This window comes from Pseudomonas frigoris, assembly GCF_047758635.1.
GTDB lineage: Bacteria > Pseudomonadota > Gammaproteobacteria > Pseudomonadales > Pseudomonadaceae > Aquipseudomonas > Aquipseudomonas frigoris.
The window spans coordinates 5,248,868-5,269,269 of the sequence record NZ_CP180479.1; the positions used below are offsets into that span (position 1 = coordinate 5,248,868).

General features: G+C 59.2%; 20 protein-coding genes. All 20 read right to left on the reverse strand.

The annotated features are described in order from the left end of the window. Window positions 1-23 precede the first annotated feature (23 nt). The 20 genes from fliJ to pseF all read right to left on the reverse strand — a co-directional run bounded on the left by fliJ (window position 24) and on the right by pseF (window position 20,399). Window positions 24-473 carry a flagellar export protein FliJ gene (gene fliJ, locus ACMXYH_RS24130; protein ID WP_033055981.1) on the reverse strand — a complete coding sequence of 150 codons (450 nt, stop codon included), beginning with the start codon at window positions 471-473 and terminating at the stop codon, window positions 24-26. Between the two features lie 6 nt (window positions 474-479). Further along, window positions 480-1,838, reverse strand: coding sequence for a flagellar protein export ATPase FliI (gene fliI / locus ACMXYH_RS24135; RefSeq protein ID WP_046046383.1), 1,359 nt, complete (start codon window positions 1,836-1,838; stop codon window positions 480-482). Continuing rightward, a complete protein-coding gene (gene fliH, locus ACMXYH_RS24140) occupies window positions 1,828-2,637 on the reverse strand; it encodes a flagellar assembly protein FliH (protein ID WP_415765176.1) in 810 nt (269 codons plus the stop codon). The genes fliI and fliH overlap by 11 nt, the downstream gene beginning before the upstream one ends. 7 nt (window positions 2,638-2,644) lie before the next feature. Continuing rightward, window positions 2,645-3,664: a flagellar motor switch protein FliG gene (gene fliG / locus ACMXYH_RS24145; protein WP_007894195.1), complete on the reverse strand. Its 1,020-nt coding sequence runs from the start codon at window positions 3,662-3,664 to the stop codon at window positions 2,645-2,647. Beyond that, complete coding sequence (gene fliF, locus ACMXYH_RS24150; RefSeq protein ID WP_046054277.1) at window positions 3,657-5,444, reverse strand: flagellar basal-body MS-ring/collar protein FliF; 1,788 nt, start codon at window positions 5,442-5,444, stop codon at window positions 3,657-3,659. The genes fliG and fliF overlap by 8 nt, the downstream gene beginning before the upstream one ends. A gap of 14 nt (window positions 5,445-5,458) precedes the next feature. Next, on the reverse strand, window positions 5,459-5,788 hold the full coding sequence (gene fliE / locus ACMXYH_RS24155; protein WP_415765177.1) for a flagellar hook-basal body complex protein FliE: 330 nt from the start codon (window positions 5,786-5,788) through the stop codon (window positions 5,459-5,461). A 308-nt stretch (window positions 5,789-6,096) separates the two neighbouring features. Beyond that, window positions 6,097-7,482, reverse strand: a complete 1,386-nt coding sequence (gene fleR / locus ACMXYH_RS24160) for a sigma-54-dependent response regulator transcription factor FleR (protein ID WP_415765178.1) — start codon at window positions 7,480-7,482, stop codon at window positions 6,097-6,099. A gap of 5 nt (window positions 7,483-7,487) precedes the next feature. Beyond that, window positions 7,488-8,693: a sensor histidine kinase gene (locus ACMXYH_RS24165; RefSeq protein ID WP_415765179.1), complete on the reverse strand. Its 1,206-nt coding sequence runs from the start codon at window positions 8,691-8,693 to the stop codon at window positions 7,488-7,490. A gap of 128 nt (window positions 8,694-8,821) precedes the next feature. Continuing rightward, window positions 8,822-10,297 carry a sigma-54 dependent transcriptional regulator gene (locus ACMXYH_RS24170; protein ID WP_129442165.1) on the reverse strand — a complete coding sequence of 492 codons (1,476 nt, stop codon included), beginning with the start codon at window positions 10,295-10,297 and terminating at the stop codon, window positions 8,822-8,824. A gap of 174 nt (window positions 10,298-10,471) precedes the next feature. Beyond that, complete coding sequence (locus tag ACMXYH_RS24175; RefSeq protein ID WP_008151048.1) at window positions 10,472-10,768, reverse strand: hypothetical protein; 297 nt, start codon at window positions 10,766-10,768, stop codon at window positions 10,472-10,474. 10 nt (window positions 10,769-10,778) lie between these two features. Beyond that, entirely contained in the window at window positions 10,779-11,174 is a 396-nt protein-coding gene (fliS, locus tag ACMXYH_RS24180; protein WP_008035229.1) for a flagellar export chaperone FliS, read from the reverse strand. A 126-nt stretch (window positions 11,175-11,300) separates the two neighbouring features. Further along, a complete protein-coding gene (gene fliD, locus ACMXYH_RS24185) occupies window positions 11,301-12,743 on the reverse strand; it encodes a flagellar filament capping protein FliD (RefSeq protein ID WP_415765180.1) in 1,443 nt (480 codons plus the stop codon). Between the two features lie 81 nt (window positions 12,744-12,824). Beyond that, window positions 12,825-13,190 carry a flagellar protein FlaG gene (locus tag ACMXYH_RS24190; protein ID WP_046046393.1) on the reverse strand — a complete coding sequence of 122 codons (366 nt, stop codon included), beginning with the start codon at window positions 13,188-13,190 and terminating at the stop codon, window positions 12,825-12,827. A 72-nt stretch (window positions 13,191-13,262) separates the two neighbouring features. Beyond that, on the reverse strand, window positions 13,263-14,108 hold the full coding sequence (locus ACMXYH_RS24195) for a flagellin domain-containing protein (RefSeq protein ID WP_415765181.1): 846 nt from the start codon (window positions 14,106-14,108) through the stop codon (window positions 13,263-13,265). A gap of 253 nt (window positions 14,109-14,361) precedes the next feature. Then, on the reverse strand, window positions 14,362-14,628 hold the full coding sequence (locus tag ACMXYH_RS24200) for a hypothetical protein (protein ID WP_415765182.1): 267 nt from the start codon (window positions 14,626-14,628) through the stop codon (window positions 14,362-14,364). Continuing rightward, window positions 14,625-15,917, reverse strand: a complete 1,293-nt coding sequence (locus ACMXYH_RS24205) for a motility associated factor glycosyltransferase family protein (RefSeq protein ID WP_415765184.1) — start codon at window positions 15,915-15,917, stop codon at window positions 14,625-14,627. The genes ACMXYH_RS24200 and ACMXYH_RS24205 overlap by 4 nt, the downstream gene beginning before the upstream one ends. Window positions 15,918-16,000: 83 nt before the next feature. Further along, window positions 16,001-16,927, reverse strand: a complete 927-nt coding sequence (locus ACMXYH_RS24210) for a ketoacyl-ACP synthase III (RefSeq protein WP_415765185.1) — start codon at window positions 16,925-16,927, stop codon at window positions 16,001-16,003. A 229-nt stretch (window positions 16,928-17,156) separates the two neighbouring features. Beyond that, entirely contained in the window at window positions 17,157-18,209 is a 1,053-nt protein-coding gene (gene pseI / locus ACMXYH_RS24215; RefSeq protein WP_415765186.1) for a pseudaminic acid synthase, read from the reverse strand. Then, window positions 18,202-19,707: a UDP-2,4-diacetamido-2,4,6-trideoxy-beta-L-altropyranose hydrolase gene (gene pseG, locus ACMXYH_RS24220; RefSeq protein ID WP_415765187.1), complete on the reverse strand. Its 1,506-nt coding sequence runs from the start codon at window positions 19,705-19,707 to the stop codon at window positions 18,202-18,204. The genes pseI and pseG overlap by 8 nt, the downstream gene beginning before the upstream one ends. Continuing rightward, complete coding sequence (gene pseF / locus ACMXYH_RS24225; protein ID WP_415765188.1) at window positions 19,704-20,399, reverse strand: pseudaminic acid cytidylyltransferase; 696 nt, start codon at window positions 20,397-20,399, stop codon at window positions 19,704-19,706. The genes pseG and pseF overlap by 4 nt, the downstream gene beginning before the upstream one ends. Window positions 20,400-20,402 lie beyond the last annotated feature (3 nt).

Genomic DNA, 20,402 nt, shown 5'->3' on the forward strand with positions numbered 1-20,402 from the left:
TGCGATCTTTTCGAAACCACCGCTCAATACGGATCCTGACGCGGCAACCGCTGGGACAACTCATCCAGCAGCTTTTGCTCGCGCCGGTCTTCCAGTCGCCGTGCCTCATCCATGTAGCGCAACACCAGTTTGCGCAAGCCTTCGACCCGGGCAAACGCCTGCTGCCAGGATTCCCGCGCCTTGTTCAGGTTGTTTTGATGCCATACCAGGCTTTGTCGCTGCTGGTCGATGGCGGTCCCCAGTTGCGCCAGGAAGCCTTGATAACCCAGCAGCCATTGGCCAGACACGCCACTGCTGCCGCGCACGATCCATTGCTCTTGATAATCGAGACGAAAGGCTTCGAGGTCGGCGAGCTTGCTTTCGGCCAGACGGACTTGCCCCTGAAAATGCCCCAGACGCAGGACCGCGGTTTTCTCGGCCTTTTCGGCCATTTCGACCACGGGGGCCAGGCGCGAGGCTCGGCTCTGGGCCATGGCCGGTTAGCCGCCGGCCGCGGGAGCGAAAATTGTGCCGAGATAGGCTTCGCTTTCGCCCAGGCTGATGCTGTCGTTCAGGCCCTGGCGCAGGTATTTCACCAGCTGCGGTTGCAGGGAGATCGCCAGGTCGGTTTCCCGATCACCACCCGCGACATAGGCGCCAACGCTGATCAAGTCGCGACTCTGCTGATACCGCGACCACAGTTGCTTGAAATACTGGGCGCGCATCATGTGTTCCGGCGTAACCACTGACGGCATGACCCGGCTGATGGACGCTTCGATATCGATGGCCGGGTAATGACCTTCCTCGGCGAGGCGCCGGGACAGCACGATGTGCCCGTCGAGCACGCCTCGTGCGGCGTCGGCAATCGGATCCTGCTGATCATCGCCTTCGGAGAGTACGGTGTAGAACGCGGTGATCGAACCGCCGCCCTTCTCCGCGTTACCGGCCCGCTCCACCAGTTTCGGCAGTTTGGCGAACACCGATGGCGGATAACCCTTGGTCGCTGGCGGTTCGCCGATGGCCAGGGCGATTTCCCGCTGGGCCTGGGCGAAACGGGTCAGGGAGTCCATGAGCAACAGGACGTTCTTGCCCTTGTCGCGGAAATACTCGGCGATTCGCGTGCAGTACATCGCCGCGCGCAGACGCATCAACGGAGCATCGTCCGCCGGGGACGCCACGACGACCGAACGCTTGAGGCCTTCTTCACCGAGGATGTGCTCGATGAATTCTTTAACTTCACGACCCCGCTCACCGATCAGCCCGACGACGATGATGTCGGCCTCGGTGAAGCGGGTCATCATGCCCAGCAGCACACTCTTGCCCACACCAGTACCGGCGAACAGGCCCAGACGCTGGCCGCGACCGACCGTCAACAAACCGTTGATGCTGCGAATGCCCACGTCCAGCGGCTCGCTGATCGGTTCGCGCTTGAGCGGGTTGATGGTCGGGCCGTCCATCGGCACCCAATCTTCGGCCTTCATCCCACCCTTGCCGTCCAGCGCGCGACCGGCGCCATCAAGTACCCGCCCGAGCATGCTCATGCCCATCGGCAAGCGGCCGGTATCAGCCAGAGGAACCACACGGGCACCGGGAGCGATGCCGGCAACGCTGCCGACGGGCATGAGAAACACCTTGCTGCCGGAGAAGCCCATGACTTCGGCTTCGACCTGCACCGGGTGATAACTATCGTCATTGATGACCATGCAGCGGCTGCCCATGGCGGCGCGCAAGCCCTCAGCCTCGAGGGTCAGGCCGACCATGCGCAGCAAGCGGCCTTCAAGGATCGGCGCGCCTTCCAACTCCGTGGCCTCGGCGTAGCTGCCGAGGCGCTTGGCGAAGCTGGTGCGATCAAGGCGCATCGGGAACGTCCAGTTCGGGTTCGACCGGCGAGACCGCTGGCTTGTCGCTGATCGGCAGCTCCAGGCTCAGATCCGGTTCGGCCGGGTGCAAGGCCTGTTCGTGCAACTGATCGAAGAGCTTGTCCATGACCCGCGCAACGCGGGTTTCGACCGTGGCATCGATGCGACTGTGTTCAGTCTCGACCCGGCAACCGCCGGGCAACAACGCCTCGTCCTCGACGATGCGCCAGGTTTCTTCATGGCGCTCGCGCAGGGCTTTGACCTGTTCGAAATCTTGCGGATTGATGTACAGCCGCACATTGCCCACGCCCAGCGGCAAGAGCTTGAGGGCCTCGCGCATGACGTGTTCGATCTGCGTCGAGTCGATGGCGAGTTCGCGCTGAATCACCTGTTTGGTGATGTGCTGCACCAGGTCGACCAGGGACTTTTCGATCAAGGTGTCCTGCTCGGCGATAGGCTCGAACAGATGGCCCATCAGTTGCTCCAGAGCGGCAATCTTGGCGGCCAGGGCCACCTCGGCTTCCTGACGGACCTTGAGCGTGGTGCTGTGGAAACCTTCTTTTTCGCCCGTGGCGAAGCCTTCGTTGTAGGCCTCCTGGCGAATGCTTTCGAGTTCTTCGAGGGTCAGTGGCTGGACTTCATCCAGCGGCACTTCTTCCATTTCCGGCGGCTCGGGTTCCGGCGCAGGCTCGGGTTCCGGCACGAACGGATCGAAACTGGGCAGCGACCAGACGTCGAAACCACTGACGTCCTTGCCACGGATCAGGTCGGTGTTGGACTCATCATGTTTGGACGACATAGTGACCTTAGATCATCTCTTCGCCGCCCTTCCCGCCGAGAACGATTTCTCCGGCTTCGGCCATACGGCGGGCAATGGTGAGGATTTCTTTCTGCGCGGTTTCCACGTCGCTGACGCGCACCGGGCCTTTGGCCTCGAGGTCGTCGCGCAACAGTTCGGCCGCCCGTTTGGACATGTTCTTGAAGATTTTCTCTTTGACGCCTTCGTCCGAACCCTTGAGGGCCAGCACCAACACGTCGGAGGACACTTCGCGCAGCAGCGCCTGAATGCCGCGATCATCGACATCGGACAGGTTGTTGAACACGAACATGAGGTCTTCGATCTGACCGGACAGGTCTTCGTCGACTTCGCGGATCGAGTCCATCAACTGACCTTCGATCGAGCTGTCGAGGAAGTTCATGATATCCGCCGCACGCTTGATGCCACCCAGGGTGGTGCGCGAGGCATTCGAGTTGCCGGAGAACTGCTTCTCGAGAATCTGGTTGAGTTCTTTCAGGGCCGCAGGCTGCACGGTATTCAGCGAGGAGACCCGCAGAATAATGTCCAGACGCACCTTGTGGTCGAAGTTGCCGAGCACTTCACCCGCCTGGTCCGGATCGAGATACGCCACCACGATCGCCTGGATCTGCGGGTGCTCGTAACGGATCACGTCGGCGACGGCGCGCGGCTCCATCCACTTCAGGCTGTCGAGGCCACTGGTGTTGCCGCCCAGCAGGATGCGGTCGATCAGGCCGTTGGCCTTGTCTTCGCCCAGGGCCTGCGTGAGCATTTTGCGCACGTAGTCATCGGAGCCGACGCCGAGGCTGGTCTGGTCGCCGACGATATCGACGAACTCACTCATCACCTGCTCGACCTGCTCGCGGTGCACGTTACCCATTTGGGCCATGGCCACACCCACACGCTGGACCTCTTTGGGCCCCATGTGGCGCAGCACTTGGGCGGCGTCGGTAGAACCCAAGGACAGCAGCAGAATCGCGGCTTTGTCGACCTTGGTCAGTTTGGCGGCAACGGCTCGGTTATCACTCATCTGCGTTAATCCACTCTTTCACGACCTGGGCCACGCGACCCGGATCTTCTGCCACCAGACTCTTGATTGCATTCAACTGTGCGTCATAACCTTCGCTCGGGCTCGGCAACAGAATGCTGGTCGGGCCACCGAGACTGACGCGGTCGTTGGCAAGTTCGCCGTCCAGGCCACCCATGCCACCCAACTCGACGTCACTACCCAAGCCTGCAAACTGCTTGCCTTTGCCGCCACCGGTGATGTTGTTGAGCACCGGACGCAGCACACCGAACACCAGCACCAGGATGAACAAGACACCCAGCACTTGCTTGACGATGTCCCAGAACCACGGCTGGGAGTAGAACGGAATATCGGCAATCACTTCACCGCGCTCGGCGGAGAACGGCATGTTGATCACGCTGACACTGTCGCCACGGCTGGCGTCGAAGCCGACGGCGTCCTGTACGAGGCGAGTGAAGCGCGCCAATTCATCGGCCGTCCACGGCGCACGAGTGGTTTCACCGTTGGCCGCGTTGATCTTGACCTGGTCGTCCACCACCACCGACACCGAGAGGCGATTCAAACGGCCCTGCTGTTGTTTGGTGTGGCTGATGGAACGGTCAAGCTCGAAGTTCTTGGTGGATTGTTGACGCTTGTCCGCCGGGTACGGTGCAAGCATAGGCTGGCCGGTGGCCGGGTCCATGATTTGCTGACCGTTGGCATCCAGCAGTGGCTGGCCTGGCTGCACCATGCCGGCCGACGCGGTAGCGCCACCGGTGGTTTGCGGTGCGGAGGCAGGCGACGGCGGCTGGTTGCTCAAAGCACCCGGCACACCTTGCGGACCATTGCTGGCGGTACGTTGTTCGTTGACCGACTGCTCGCTGCGCAACGCCGGCTGGTCCGGATTGAACTGCTCGGAGGTCGACTCGACGGCACTGAAATCCACATCGGCCGAGACTTCGGCTTTATAGCGATCGTTGCCCAGCACCGGTTGCAGAATGTTGTGCACGCGCTGAGTCAGCATGCTTTCCATGCGACGGCTGTAATCGAATTGCTTGCCGGCCATGGTCAGTTCGGAATTTTCCGCCTGATCCGACAGCAGGTTGCCCTTCTGGTCGACGACAGTGATCTGGGATTTGCTGAGTTCGGGAACGCTGGTGGCCACCAGGTTGATGATCGCCAGCACTTGACCAGGCTCCAGCGAGCGGCCGGAGTACAGCTCCACCAGAATCGAAGCGCTCGGCTTGCGCTCGTCGCGCACGAACACCGAACTTTTCGGAATCGCCAGGTGCACGCGGGCACCCTTGACGTTGTTCAGGCTGGAAATGGTGCGGGCCAGTTCGCCTTCGAGACCGCGACGATAACGGGTCGCTTCCATGAACTGGCTGGTGCCCAGGCCCTGGTCCTTGTCGAGAATTTCAAAACCGATGTTGCCATCGCTGGGAGTGACACCAGCGCCCGCGAGTTTGATTCGCGCACGGGACAGGTCATCGGCCTTGACCAGCAAGGCACCGGAGTTCGGTTCAACGGTATAGGGAATGTCGGCTGCGGCCAGGGTATCCATGACCTGTTTGGCGTCCATACCGGCAAGGCTGCCGTACAGAGGCCGGTAGTCCGGCTGCTGGGACCACAACACCACGGCAAAGCCAATCGCCACGCTCGCAGCCAGGCCGACCAACAGGCCTACCTGACGCAACATGGTCATCTCGGAGAGGTTTTCCAGGAAGGACAACCCGAACAGCGGCGGCTTGCCGTCTATTGGAGTGGCCTTGGCCGGAACATTATCGGCGACTGCTTCTGCCATGACTCAATTCGTCCTTAAACCGGCATCTGCATGATGTCTTGGTATGCCTGAACCAGCTTGTTGCGTACTTGGGTCAACGCTTGAAAAGACACGCTGGCCTTCTGCGAGGAAATCATCACGTCCGTCAGGTCGACGCCACTCTTGCCGATCTCGAAGGCACTGGCCAACTGACTGGACGCCTGCTGCGTCTCGTTCACTTTATTGACGGCCTGACCGAGCATGTCGGAAAAGCTGCTGCCACCCACTTCAGGAACAGCGGCAGTCGATTTCGACGCAGACATGGCATCCATTTGCATGGAACGCATGTCCAGCATCAATCGATTGAATTCAATACCTTGGCTCATGGTCTCTCTCTTTGACGAGCTACGTCTTTGGCGACCCGCAATTTTTTGACACTCACTCGGCGGGTAGTGAGGTGTTAGCAACAAGGGTGCCAGCTCCGTGGCCGCTCCAAACAAAAGCCAATTCCGGGCTTTGCTCAACCGTGAACCACCGCAAAACAAATGTGGGAGCGGCGGTGCGACGATTCGACTTGCTCGCGAATACGGTTTTCCATTCAACAGAGATGCTGGCTGGTCTACAGCTTTCGCGAGCAAGTCGAATCGTCGCACCGCCGCTCCCACATTTAGATCGGTGTTGCTTGCGTCAACTTTCAGGTGGCGAACAAATAAGCTTCCACGTCCATTCCGGCATCACGCATCTGCGCCAGCTTGTAACGCAGGGTGCGCGGGCTGATGCCCAAACGCTCGGCGGCCTCTTTGCGACGGCCGCGTTCGGAGCGCAAGGTGTCGATGATCATCTGGAATTCACGGCGACGCAGGTCATCGCCCAGCGCCCCGGCCGACTCGGATTCGATCTCAACCGCCCGCACTGGCGTCGCAGCCAGTGCCGGCAACGGCGCACAGGCGACCGGCCCGGCCAGACAGAAATCCTCAGGCTGTATCAATCCGCCCTGCTGCAGGATCAGCGCCCGCTGAATCGCGTTATCCAGTTCACGCACGTTGCCCGGCCACGGATAACCAATCAGGCACGCCTGCGCCTCGGGCGACAGCCTCGCTGCGGCATGCTTCATTTTATTGACGTACTTGGCCAGAAGACGCTCGGCCAATGGCAGGATGTCGGCGGTACGTTCGCGCAACGGACGCCAGGCCAGCGGAAACACCGACAGGCGATAGTAAAGGTCTTCGCGAAAACGCCCCGCCGCCACTTCACCGGCCAGGTCACGGTTGGTGGTGGCGACCACTCGAATGTCCAGCGTGATCGGCTTGCGTGCGCCGACTCGCTCAACTTCGCGCTCCTGCAAAACTCGCAGCAACTTGGCCTGGAGCCCGAGGGGCATTTCGGAAATTTCGTCGAGCAGGATGGTCCCGCCATCAGCCTGTTCGAACTTGCCGGCCTGCGCCGCGATGGCGCCGGTGAACGAGCCCTTTTCGTGACCGAATAACGTAGCTTCGAGCATGTTGTCGGGAATGGCTGCGCAGTTGATCGCAATGAACGGCTGACTGGCGCGGTGAGAGTGCTGATGGATGTAACGCGCCAGCACTTCTTTACCGGTCCCGGACTCGCCGGAAATCAATACCGTGGAATCACTGCGCGCTACCCGTGCAGCCAATTCCAGCAATTGCGCACTGGCCGGCTCGAACGCTACAGGCCCCTCGCCCTCGGTCGCACCGAGACTGCCCAGCGCATGACGTGCCACCAGATCGAGCAATGCCTTGGGCTCGAACGGTTTGACCAGGTAATCCGCCGCGCCCTGGCGCATCGCGTCGACTGCCCGCTCCACGGCGCCGTGAGCCGTCATCAGCAACACCGGCAGCTGCGGCTGACGAGTGCGCAGCAATCCGAGCAGTTGATGACCGTCCATGCCAGGCATGTTGACGTCACTCAGCACCAGGTTGAACGCCTCATTACCGACCGCCGCCAGCGCTTCTTCTGCCGAACCTACTGCCGTGTAGTCGTGCCCCGCGAGCAGCAGCGTATCCGCCAGTGCTTCGCGTAGCGCGCGGTCGTCCTCGACCAGTAAAACCTTGATTGCCATGTCCTTCACTCCGCTCCCTGAGCGCTGGGTTTTTCACCAGAAAAAAGTGGCAGGATCACCTGCGCACACGTGCCGCGACCGAGCCGCGAGCGCAGCTGCAATTCTCCTTGATGAGCACGCGTCACCGCCTTGACCACGGTCAGGCCGAGGCCGGTTCCGGTGGTTTTAGTGGTAAAGAAGGGTTCACCCAGACGCGCCAGTACTTTCGTATCGATGCCGCTACCGCTGTCGCTGACCGCTACACGCAGGTTGTTGTCACGGGTATAGAAATGAACTTTCAAACGCACATCGCCGGCGCCGGCCTGGATGGCGTTCTCGATCAGGTTCAGGATCGCCCCGACCAGCGTGTCGCGATTGCACAACAACTCGCCCGAATGACTGTCGCACTGCCAGCGAATCGGCAGGTCCTGCACATGGGTCAGTGCTGCCGCCTGCAGCGACTGCATCAACATTTTTGGCGTGACGCGATCGGTCAGCGGCAGCTCGCCGCGCGCAAACACCAGCATGTCGCGAACCTGATGCTCCAACTCATGCAGACGCTCTTTCAGGCGCCCGGCAAAACGCTGCTGGGTCTCGACCGGCAACGCTTGCTCAGTCAAATGACTGGCATAGAGCAAGGCGGCGGACAAGGGGGTACGAATCTGATGAGCCAGCGAAGCGACCATTCGGCCGAGGGACGACAGACGTTCGTGGCGGGCCAACTGATCTTGCAGATGACGGGTTTCAGTCAGGTCGTTGAGCAACACCAACTGACCGGGCTCGGCATCCAGCGAGCGAGTAGAGATCGACAAACGCCGACCGTCCTTGAGCGAGATTTCGTGACCGTCGTCTTCACGGGGCGCAAAGCAGCGGGCAATGACATGACGCCACAGCTCGCCTTCAAGGGGCAGACCGAGCAGCTCGCAGGCAGCGGGGTTGGCTTCGCGCACGATGCCTTGGGCGTCGATGACGATGACGCCGCCGGGCAACAGATCGAGGAGGTTTTGCAGCCGGTTGGCCAAGCGTTCTTTTTCCGCCAACTCCTGCATGCGCTGAGCGCTGACCACCGCCAGCTCACCCTTGAGCTCGGTGACTCGGGCTTCGAGCATACTGTAGGAATCGGTCAATTGGCTCGACATCTGGTTGAACAGTGCAAACGCCTGCTCAAGGCCAAGCCGGCTCGCCTGCTCTACGGACGACGGTTGTCCCGAAGCGTCAGGGACAGGAGACATCTGGGCGGCTTGGGGCATTGTGCTCTCTCGCTTGGCTGACCGTCAGTTAAACGGAACGTTGCGAGGGATGTAGCAATACCCGTGCCTAAAAAAAACCGCCTACAAATGAAGGACTTGAAAAACAGGCGTCAATCATCCGCCTGTTCATCACCGTCACGACGGCTCATGCCGTACTTGCGCATCTTTTCTACCAGTGTGGTGCGACGAATGCGCAGGCGTTCGGCGGCGCGCGCAACGATGCCATTGGCATCATCCAGCGCCTGCTGAATCAGCCCTTGTTCCAGACCACCGAGGTAGTCCTTCAGGTCCAGACCTTCCGGTGGCAGCATGGCGCCGGCCGAGAAGTCCGGAGTATGACCGTTGATGGCCACCCGCTCTTCAAGATCGCTGCGCAGGCTGTCGACCAGTTGCTCGTCCTCATCGTCGACGTAACGGAATTTCTTCGGCAGCTCGACCACGCCGATCACCCCGTACGGATGCATGATCGCCATGCGTTCCACCAGGTTGGCGAGCTCGCGGACGTTGCCCGGCCAGCCGTGGCGGCACAGCGACATGATCGCCGCCGAGTTGAAACGGATCGAACCACGCTTCTCGTGCTCCATGCGCGAGATCAACTCGTTCATCAGCAACGGGATGTCTTCGACACGTTCGCGCAGCGGCGCCATCTCGATCGGGAATACGTTCAGGCGGTAGTACAAGTCTTCGCGGAAGGTGCCGACCTCGATCATGCTTTCGAGGTTCTTGTGGGTCGCCGCGATGATCCGCACATCGACGCTTTGGGTCTTGTTGCTGCCCACGCGCTCGAAGGTGCGTTCCTGCAGCACGCGCAGCAGCTTGACCTGCATCGGCAGCGGCATGTCGCCGATTTCATCGAGGAACAGCGTGCCACCATTGGCCAGTTCGAAACGCCCGGCGCGGCTGGTGATTGCCCCGGTGAAGGCGCCCTTCTCGTGGCCAAACAGTTCGCTTTCCAGCAACTCGGCCGGGATCGCCCCGCAGTTGACCGGTACGAACGGCGCGTCACGACGCTTGGAGTGATAGTGCAGGTTGCGCGCAACCACTTCCTTGCCAGTCCCGGACTCGCCGAGAATCAGTACGCTGGCGTCGGTGTCGGCGACTTGCTGCATCATCTGACGGACGTGTTGAATCGCCCGGCTGGTGCCGACAAGACTACGGAAAAGATTGGGTTCGCGATGACGACCGCGCTCGCGGGCCTGGTCGTACATCTCGCGATAGACCTGGGCACGGTGCAGGGAGTCGAGCAACTTGCTGTAGCTGGGTGGCATTTCGAGGGTCGAAAGCACTCGGCGACGCTGGTCTTCTGGCAAGTCAACGGAAGAATTATCGCCCATTAACAAAACCGGAAGGAACTCATCCCAGGTGGAGAGTGTCTTTAACAAGCCCGTAAGTGCGCCAGGAGCATTGACTGTCCCGATGAGGACACAGATCACTTCACGACTTGACGACAATGAGCCGACAGCCTGCTGCCAGTCATGGCTACCGCAGGGTAAATTTTCTTCGCCAAGAAAATTTAATATCACCGCCAAGTCGCGGCGGCGGACGCTATCGTCATCAATCAGCAGAATTTTGGTTTCACGCCACATGCAATAGCAACTTCCCTAGTCAACTCAATGCCCGAAATGAGGGGGCAAGCTAGACGCTTGCAGACACGTTGATGCCTGTAGACGCCTGAAATGTTCAACCAGCCACTAGTTAAGTCAAAAAACCGTGCACAGTCAAATTTATGGCGCACTATGTTTGTATTAACTGACGGTTAATCAACCAAACAGATGGTAAACCTTTGCCGCGCTCTGTGCTTGGTGGATCTGCGACATCTCATCCACTATCGCTTGCCTCTCCCCTGTCGCCGCCTCCAGAAGCTGTTTATACACCCCCAGCAACTCCTCAAGATTATCGCGTAACGCGGCCTCGTCCACCGAAGCTTCACTCAAGACGTCTTCCATGCAGGAACGGCAAGCCAGGTCCAATTCACCAATGGCTTCCCAGTTACGCTCAGCCAAAGCACCGACCAGGCCTTCACGGGTTTGTTCGATTCGCTGCAATACAAGACTCATGGTGATCTCCTTAAAACTGCGGACCCGGCGCGGCGATAGCATCCCAGCCGTCTTTGACAGTGCGAAGCAAATCAGCGACTTCGTCGAGAATCTTTGGATCGGTTTTGACGTTGGCTTCTGTCAGACGCTTCATCATGTAGGTGTATAGCTTGTCCAGCTCACCCACAGACTCAACAGAGTTTTCCAGGTCCAGGCCCTCACGCAAGCCGCCGATGATCCCGATCGCCTTGCCGATGAAAATGCCTTTGTTGGGGATATCCTTGCGCTCCATGGCACCCTTGGCCTGAGCGATGCGATCCAGACCACCCTCCATGAGCATTTGCACCAGGCGATGGGGGCTGGCTTCGGAAGTCTGGGCCTGAGCGCCAATCTTCTGGTACTGCCGAAGGGCTAACATCGGGTTCATGTTCTACCTCATTAAAACTTTGTGATTCGTATAGCCAGTGTATCGACACGGCGTCAAAAATCTTTAGATCGAAACAAAAAAAGCCCGACAAGCGGAATCCGCTGCCGGGCTTTTGGCGCTTACGCGCTATGAGGCGTTTTTCTGTGCGTTCATTGCCTCGAACATCGAGGTAATGTTGCTGGCAGTAGCCTTTAGCTTACCGACCAGGGTGTCCATAGCGTTGTACTTCTTGGTCAGCACGTCGGTCAGCGTCGCGATCCGACGATCCAGTGCCTCCTGCTGGCTGGCCAGGTTGGTTTTGACCTTCGCCAGGTTGGTCGAACGCGCATCAAGGATGCCTTCGCTGCCAGTGACGGTATAAGGCGTAATCACCGTATTCATTCGTTCCAGCAGCCCCATGGCCGCATCACCGGTCGCCGTTGGATCACCCAGGAACAGCTTCTGAACCTCACCACCCAGCTTCTGCGTATCCATAGCTGCAGAGAACTTGGTGCTGTCAAAATCGAGCGCACCGGTTTTCTGGTTGGTGGTAATACCCAACTGTGAAAGTACGGTCAGCTTGTCGCCTGCACCAGTACTGGCCAACGGTTCACGGATCGACGCCAGGATGCCCCGAGCCAGCGGGTCACCGGTCAACGCCGCGGCAATGGTTGGCTTGCCATCTTTATCCAGGGAGGGCTTGGTCAGCGTATTGACGCTGGTGACAACCTGGTTGTAAGCGTCGACGAAGGCTTGGATCGATTTTTTCAAACCGTCATTGTTCGGCCCGACCGTCACAGTGGATGTTACCCCACCACCCGCCACCAGATTCAGTGTCAGGCCGGAAATGGCGCTATCCACAGTGTTGGATTTGCTGGTGATCGCCAATCCGTCAACCGTGAAGCTGGCGTCCACAGCGAGTTCGCCGATCGCACCGGCCGAGGTCGCTGTAGGCGTGACACCCATTTTCTGGCCCGCGGTGATTTCCAGGCCGGCAATACCACTGAGCGTGATATCGGAACCTGCACCAGTAGCAGTGGACCCCATCACCAAACGAGAGCCGAAGGAGTCAGTGACAATGTTGGCACTGAAGCCATTGGCGCCTTGCTGGGTGTTGATCGCATCCCGTACCGATTGCAGCGTTGCGCCGGCGGGAATGTCGACAGGACGGGAAATGCCATTTTGAGTGATATTGAGCGTACCACTCGGAATGGCACTGCTAGGGCCGCCGGCAAACGCGGCAGTCGCCACTTTCGACGAGGTCGCGAGATTGTTGACCTTGATGACATAAGTGCCGTTGACCGCCGAGTTGCTGGCGACAGAAGTCAGCACTTTGGGATCGGAACTCGTGGCGCTGTAACCCAGGAACTGCTGGGTCTTCGTATCACCGAGGTTTTTGATCGCGGTCTGGAAATTCGCCAGGACACTCTTGAGGGTCCCGACACCGGAAATCTGCGAGGTATTGCTGGTCGTCTGTCGGTTGATCTGACTCTGCTTGGCCGCTTTGTCAGCATCAACCAAGGCTTTGACGATAGCAGTGGTGTCAAGGCCGGAGCCTAACCCCAGACCCGGTAGAATTGGACTTGCCATGTGGGACTCCCTTCAGTGTGTCGCCGGCCTTTTGACCATTAAACGCCCAAAAGAACATAGCAACAAAATTCGTGCCAGCTGTCAGGCCTTAGCGCTGAACAACAGACTGCTTGCATCATTCAAACTATTGGCCAGCTTGAGCACTTCTTCATTGGGGATTTGGCGAACCACTTCACCCGAGTCGCTGGCAATCACTCTGACAATTACTTTGCCTGAAGGCTCATCGATCGAGAACTCCAGGTTGCGCTTGACCGACTGAACGAACTTTTCAATTTCCTGAACGGCCATCTTCAGTTTGTCCTGCTCGGTTACCGCGTCTTTTGGCTCATCCTTGACCGTTGCCACTGTGGCAGCATCGGCTCGAGGCTTTTCCGCCGGCTTGTCAGCAACAGTCGTCGCCGGCTTCGCAGCTGGATAAGACAAGTTCAGCTTCACGCTCATATCCATGTCCATCACCTCTTAAACTAAAAAAGCGAGAGAGCGCGCGTGCGCACTCCCCCGCCAAAACTCATCCAGCTATTACTGAAGCAGTTTCAGTACAGCGGATGGCAGTTGGTTGGCCTGAGCCAGAACTGCGGTGGAGGCTTGTTGCAGAGTTTGTTGCTTGGTCAGCTGTGCAGTTTCAGCAGCGAAGTCGGTATCTTGTACGCGGCTCAGTGCAGCACTGGCGTTTTCGTTGATGTTCTGCAGGTTGGAGATGGTGGTGGAGAAACGGTTTTGAGCAGCACCGAGGTCAGCACGAGTGGAGTTGATGTTCGCCATTGCAAGGTCGATGGCCGAGATAGCCGACAGTACTGCCGAGTGGTTGGCTGCGTTGGAAACACCGGAGATGGTAGTACCGGTCATGCCCAGGGCGCTGGCGTCGAAGCTGGTCGACAGGGTCAGGGTGATCTGGTTGTCGGAAGTAGTACCCGCACCGACCTGGAATTCCATCGAGCCAGCAGTACCGTTGATCAGCGCCTTACCGTTCAGGTTGGTCGACTGAGCGATACGGGTCAGCTCAGCGATCGACTGTTGGTATTCTTTGTCCAGAGCGGTACGGTCAGCAGTGCCGTTGGAATCGTTTCGCGATTGCAGTGCGATTTCACGCATACGCTGCAGAATGTTGCTCGACTCTTGCAGAGCGCCTTCAGCGGTCTGAGCGATCGAAACACCGTCGTTGGCGTTTTTGATAGCCATGGTCTGACCACGGATCTGCGAGGTCATACGGCTAGCGATTTGCAGGCCGGCGGCGTCGTCTTTGGCGCTGTTGATTTTCAGGCCGGAAGACAGGCGAGTCATCGAAGTCGACAGAGCGTCGGAAGCCCGGTTCAGGTTCTTCTGAACGTTCAGCGAAGTAGTGTTGGTGTTTACTGTCAAAGCCATGACGAATTCCTCGTTGGTTGGGTACTGCGGCTTCCGGCCCTGGCAACCGCCGGGTATGGCCTAGAGAACCTTCGTAATAGTTATCGTCGCGAACGCAGGTTGCTTTAGGGGATTTTGAAAAAAATTTGCCATCACACTGCCACCCTCAATGAAACAAGGGCCTGGCGGCAATCCAACCCAAAAAAGTGACGTCAGGGAAATGCCAGTAACGGGACAGCGAGGACTCGCCTGTACCGGCCATTGTCAAAAAGCCTTAACCGGCAGCGGCGGCTTCCAGCAATTGGGGCAACTCATGATCGAGATAATCAGCCAAGGCCAACCAATCCTGTGCCTCCTGACAGGCAAGCATGTCGGTGAGCAACGCCGTCCAGCGGGATTGGACCTCGACATTCTCACGACCCATCACGGATTGCACGTCACTGCAGATCTGGACCATCAGCAGCGCAGCTTCGACATCTCGTCCCAGACGGAACAAAACGGAACACTGCCGCGCCTCGGCAACCAGGGAGGATTCAGTCATCGCGTGAGCTCCGGGTGAAACGTCGTGCCGACGATCATCGCCCCTGCCCGACTGCTGTTATAGAAAGCCACCTGAGGATGCCCGGCGATGTACCGCTCCAGCTCGCACAGGTAACTGCGGAAATTGAGCTGCGTCTTGACTCGCTGACCGTGGCCATCGAGGACCCAGTGCCGGGCAGCGCTCACTTGCGGTCCAAGATCACCGTCATTCCAGCCGGCGTGGGTCTTGTTGTTCGGGAAAGCAAAGTCGGCGCCGAACAGAGTGATCTGGCTGCCCCCCATGTGTACCGCCAGGTCCACCGCCGGGTGAATCACACTGCCACCGACAAAGAGTTGGGCCTTGGGTAATTGCTGGCGCATGTCCTTATAGACAGGACTGGCGGAATAGGCCACGTAACGCTTGCCCTGCCAGCCCCCCAAAACCGCTGGATCGACCATAGGCATATAGACCAGCGTAATATCGCTCGCGGCATCGGACGGCAAATGTCGCGTCGAGATGCGCTGATCAATCGTGACCACCACATCCGGTTTGATCCCATGCTCGACAAGCGGTCGGTAGGCTGTATCGACGCAAATGAACAGCGGCCGCTGCGCCTGTTCGCGTACCGTACGCAGCGTGTCGAAGTGCTGTTCCAGGCTCGGCCCGGTGGCAATGACAAACACTTCCCTGCCGGAACAGGTGGCAAACAGCTCGGCAACATCGGCATCGGCGCGAACGCGCTCTACACACGCCTGCAAACGCTCGGCAATTTCCGGATTGTCGGCATCGAATTCGCGATTGTTGAAGGTCAGGTGGGTTTCGCTGATCAGCCGGTCGCGGATTTTGGCATTGAAGTCGTCCGCCAGCACCAGCTCCGAAGGCAGCGCGAAGTACGGCAACTGGATTTCCGACAGATCGCCGGCGTACAGCAGCACCACTCGCGAATCACCGAGCCACGGCTGTTGATCGAGCAGTTGCAGCACCAAGGCAAACACCGCACCGTTCAGAATGTGCACGTACAACCGTTCAAGCCCGGCACGCTCCAGCAATTGCAACTGCAAATCACCCAGCCCGGTGCCATAGACATGCACCACCGGACTGTCGACGGGCAGGCTGTCGGCCTGAAGCAACGCTTCGCGAGTGCGGTCATGGCGACTGGTCAACTGAATGCCATTGATGCTCAACGTCGAGCCCAGGCCTTCCACCAGATCAGTTTGCAAGGCGGCGCTGTTCTCCACCGTCAGTCGATGCCAGACGTTGGGCCAGCGTCGCTGTATCAACTCGCCGTTGCGCTCAAAGAACTCGCTCATGAAGCCTCGCTTCTCATTCGGGCAAAAAAATAGCGCTCAAGGTTACACCTTGAACGCTTTTTTTGTGCCTGGCTTTTGAAAGATCAAGGGCGATAGATAATCGCCGAACCCCACGACAGACCAACGCCGAAACCGCTCAACGCAACGCGTTTCCAACCGGAGTCCAGGACATGTTTTTCCAACAGCAACGGAATGCTCGATGACACCGTGTTGCCGGTCTCGACCATGTCCTTGATGAACTTCTCCGGCTCGCCTTCGAAGCGTCGCGCCACAGCATCGACAATCGCTGCACTGCCCTGATGGATGCAAAAGGCATCGATATCGTCAGCGGTCAGTTGCGAATCGGCCAGCAACTCGTGCAAATGCGCCGGGACTTTAAGCAGCGCAAAATTGAACACCTGACGGCCGTTCATGAAGAACACCCCGTCGGTCACCTTCAGGTGCGGCGCACCGGAACCGTCGGTGCCGAACTTGGCCTTGCCCAATTGCCATGGCGCGTTTTCACCCATCCAGGTCGCGGTGGCGGCATCTCCAAACAGCATGGTGGTGTTGCGGTCTTCCGGGTCGACGATCTTCGAGTACGGATCAGCGGTGATCAGCAGGCCATTCTTCAAGCCAGCAGCTTCCATGAAACCCTTGATGGCGTAGATGCCGTAGACGTAGCCGGAGCAGCCCAGGGAAATATCGAACGCGGCCACGGTAGTCGGCAGGCCCAGTTTGTCCTGAACGATAGCTGCGGTGTGCGGCAGGCCTTCTTCGTCGCCGTTCTGGGTGACAACGATCAGCACGTCGATGTCTTCACGTTTCAAGTCGGGATTGTTGGCGAACAGCGCATTGGCTGCTTCGACACACAGGTCCGAGGTTTCCTGCCCGGCGTCTTTGCGCGGCAGGAAGGCCGAACCGATCTTGCCCAGGATGAACTCTTCATCCTTTTCGAATTTTGCACCTTGTGCGTAATTGTCCACGCCGGCTACAGGAACGTAGCTCGCAATGCTTTTTATGCCAATCATTACGGCTTCCCAATAATAAACAGCCCAATACCACCGCTCGTAATGATTCGAGGGGCGCCGACAAACAGAGAAAAATGTCGCCCCGAGGGAGCGACGGACGGGAAGAATAAAAGACTATCACTGGGCCAAAAACAGGCCAGGCGCCACCTTCCCGATTAATACAATACAGTGAAGATGCGCGTTATGACTCGCAGGTCACTCTATTTTGCCGAATCGGGCCGATAAGGCGTTATTCGACCAATGACCAATCCAGCGGCGTTCCGCGCTTGATGGCCTGGCGGGCACGGCGGCCCAGAAGGGATTCAGCGTGCTTGGGTGCCAGCCCCAGGCCAGGACGGATGGCCCGCAGATTAGCGACGGTAAAGGGTTCGCCGGCAGCCATGTCCTGAGTCACATAGAGCGAGCGGCGATACACCACGGACTTGCGCTCGGCTTCAGTCACGCCGTAATGCACATGGCCCATGGCCTGCCAGGCGCGTTCGGTTTCGATCACCAGACTGGCCAGCTCGTCAGGCTCCAGAGAGAAACTGGCATCCACGCCACCCGCGGCACGGTCGAGGGTGAAATGTTTTTCCACCACTGTCGCACCCAGTGCCACCGCGGCGACAGACACTCCAACACCCATGGAGTGATCGGACAGGCCAACTTCACAGCCAAACAATTCGCGCAAATGAGGAATCGTCCGCACGTTGCTGTTGGCGGGCGTCGCAGGGTAAGTGCTGGTGCATTTGAGCAACACCAGATCCTTGCAACCGGCCTCACGGGCGGCACGCACGGTTTCGTCGAGTTCAGCGATGCTGGCCATGCCGGTCGAAATGATCAGCGGCTTGCCGGTGGCGGCGACCCGCCGAATCAGTGGCAGGTCGGTATTCTCGAAACTGGCGATCTTGTAGGCCGGTACATCGAGGCTTTCGAGGAAGTCAACCGCGGTGTCATCGAACGGTGTGGAGAACGCGAGCATGCCCAGCTCTTTGGCCCGGGCGAAAATCGGCGCGTGCCATTCCCAAGGTGTATGAGCCTTCTCGTACAACGCGTACAGCGAAGAACCGGCCCAGAGGCTGTTCGGGTCCTTGATGAAAAACTCACCTTCGGACAGGTCCAGGGTCATGGTCTCGGCGGTGTAGGTTTGCAGCTTCAAGGCATGGGCACCGGCCTTGGCCGCGGCTTCGACGATCTGCAGCCCCACCTCCAGCGACTGGTTATGGTTGCCACTCATTTCGGCAATGATGAACGGCGGCGCGTCAGCACCGATTAAGCGGTTGCCGATCTTGAAACTAGTCATTGCGGTGATCCTTCAATATGCGCGTGAACGCGCAAGCACGCTGGGTGAATCCTGCCCCGCGAAACAGCTTCAGCGACGACTGATTCTCCGGCAACACTTGAGCGGTGATGGCCTGCAGTTGCGGCCAATGGGTGGTCACGAAGGCTTCGCCCCGCGCCAGCAGCGCCCTGCCCCACCCCAGACCGAGGCGGCCTTCAAGCAGGTAAATCGAGACTTCGGCTGCCAGTCCGTCCAGGTCATAACGCAGTACCCCGACCGGGCCATCGTCCGCCTCGGCAATCAACAGCAATCGCCCGGGGTTGCTCAGGCTCGCAGCCAGCCAGCCTTGATGCCGTTGCCAATCGATGACTTGCGTATCCAGCGACCAGCGCCGCACCGACTCGGCATTGCGCCCCTCGAACAGCAGCTGCGCATCGTCCAGGGACGCCTTGCGAACCTGCAGTACCGCACCGGCGAGCGCTGCCGCAACCCGCTGCGCACCCCGTCCATCGACCAGCTGACGCGAGTGTTCGGCCAGACTTTGGCGTAAGCCCTGATTGCCCGCAAGAAAAGCGATGGCCTGACGCAATTGCTCGACGCTGACGTTCTCGCGGGGGCCCAGATACACATGGGAACCTGAGGTCGCCATTATTTCGCCGTTGGCTTGCTGATTGTTCGAAACCGCAATGCAGATCGTCGGCAACCCCATGGCCGCCCGCTCCCAACTGGTGCCGCCACCGGCACCGACAAACAGGTCGGCCTCGGTCATCAAACGATAGAAGTCGCTGACAAAACTGTGCAAGCGCCAGTTCGGACGACTGGCTGCAAGCGCCTGCATCTGTGCCCAGGCCGGGTTGTCGGCACCGGCGACGAAATCGACTTCGAGCTCATGCAAATCCGCCATTGCCAGCATCGCGTGATGGGTTTGCATCGCCGCATCGAAGCCACCGAAATTCACCAGCACTCGCCTGGCCTGGGGCTTGACCGGAATCGCCGGGCAGCAGAATTCATCGCGCAGCAAGGCAAAACGTGGGCCGAGCAAGGTCTGGCAACCAGGCGCCAGCAGCGAGGCATAGGCTTGTGGCGTACCCGATAAATTCTGGTTGAGCAGCAGATCGACGTTGTAGGTTCGAGTGGCGAGATCGTCCACAGCGGCAATCCTGGGCGCCCAGCGGCGGGCCGCGGTCTGCCAATGATGGTCGAGGCCGTAGTGGTCGACGATGACCCAATCGAAGGCCGGATGATTGCTCAGCGCTTGCCCAAGCGCGGCGATGTCCGCCTGCCAAGGCAGCAAGGATTCGATCGCCTGCTGCGGGTCTTCATCAGGGTAACGAGCCGCCAGGGCGAAGACTTCAAAGCCCTCGGCTTGCAGTGCATCCAGTCGATGACCCGACAACAGGCGACAAGCGAAAGCCACCTGCGCGCCCTGCTTGCGCAGAACTCTGGCCAGGGTCAGGCAACGAGCGATGTGACCGCTGCCAATGGTCGGCGACGCGTCGGCGCGGATCAGCACTCTCATTGCAGCTCTCCGCCAGCTTTCAATGCGGCATAGAGGTATTCGGCACGCTTCCAGTCTTCAAGGGTGTCGATGTCCTGCACTAGATGCCGAGGCAGAATCACCGGCAGGCTCACCGGCGAAAACAGCGCATCGCCGCGCAACCAGGCCTCTCTGCGCCCCCAATAGAACTGGCCGGCATCCTGATAGGCTTCAGGCAAATCCTGGGAGCGGGTGTTGCGAAACTCCGGATAGAGCGAGGTCAAGGCACCCTGCTCGTCGAGGGTCAAGGCACGTTGCACCGGGAAGCCGAAACCGGCCACGGAAAAAGCGAAGGACTTGTCCGGATGCTGCACCAGTAATTCATGCCCCTGACGCAGATAGCGTGCCTGCAACAGCGGCGCGGTAGCGTAGATGCAGCAGACGTAGTCGAAGGTCGGCAATTGGCTCAAGGCATGCACGATCACCGCAGCTGTCCCAGTGAAATCATCAGCCAGTTCGACAGGCCGCACGAACGGCACCAGCGCGCCATGAGCCCGGGCGACGTCGGCAATTTCTTCGTCATCCGTACTGACGACGACTTGATCGAACAACCCGCAATCGAGTGCCGTACGGATCGAACGGACGATCATCGGTACACCGTCGAACGGCTTGAGGTTCTTGCGCGGGATTCGCTTGCTGCCACCGCGGGCCGGAATGATTGCAACGCAGCTCAAGTG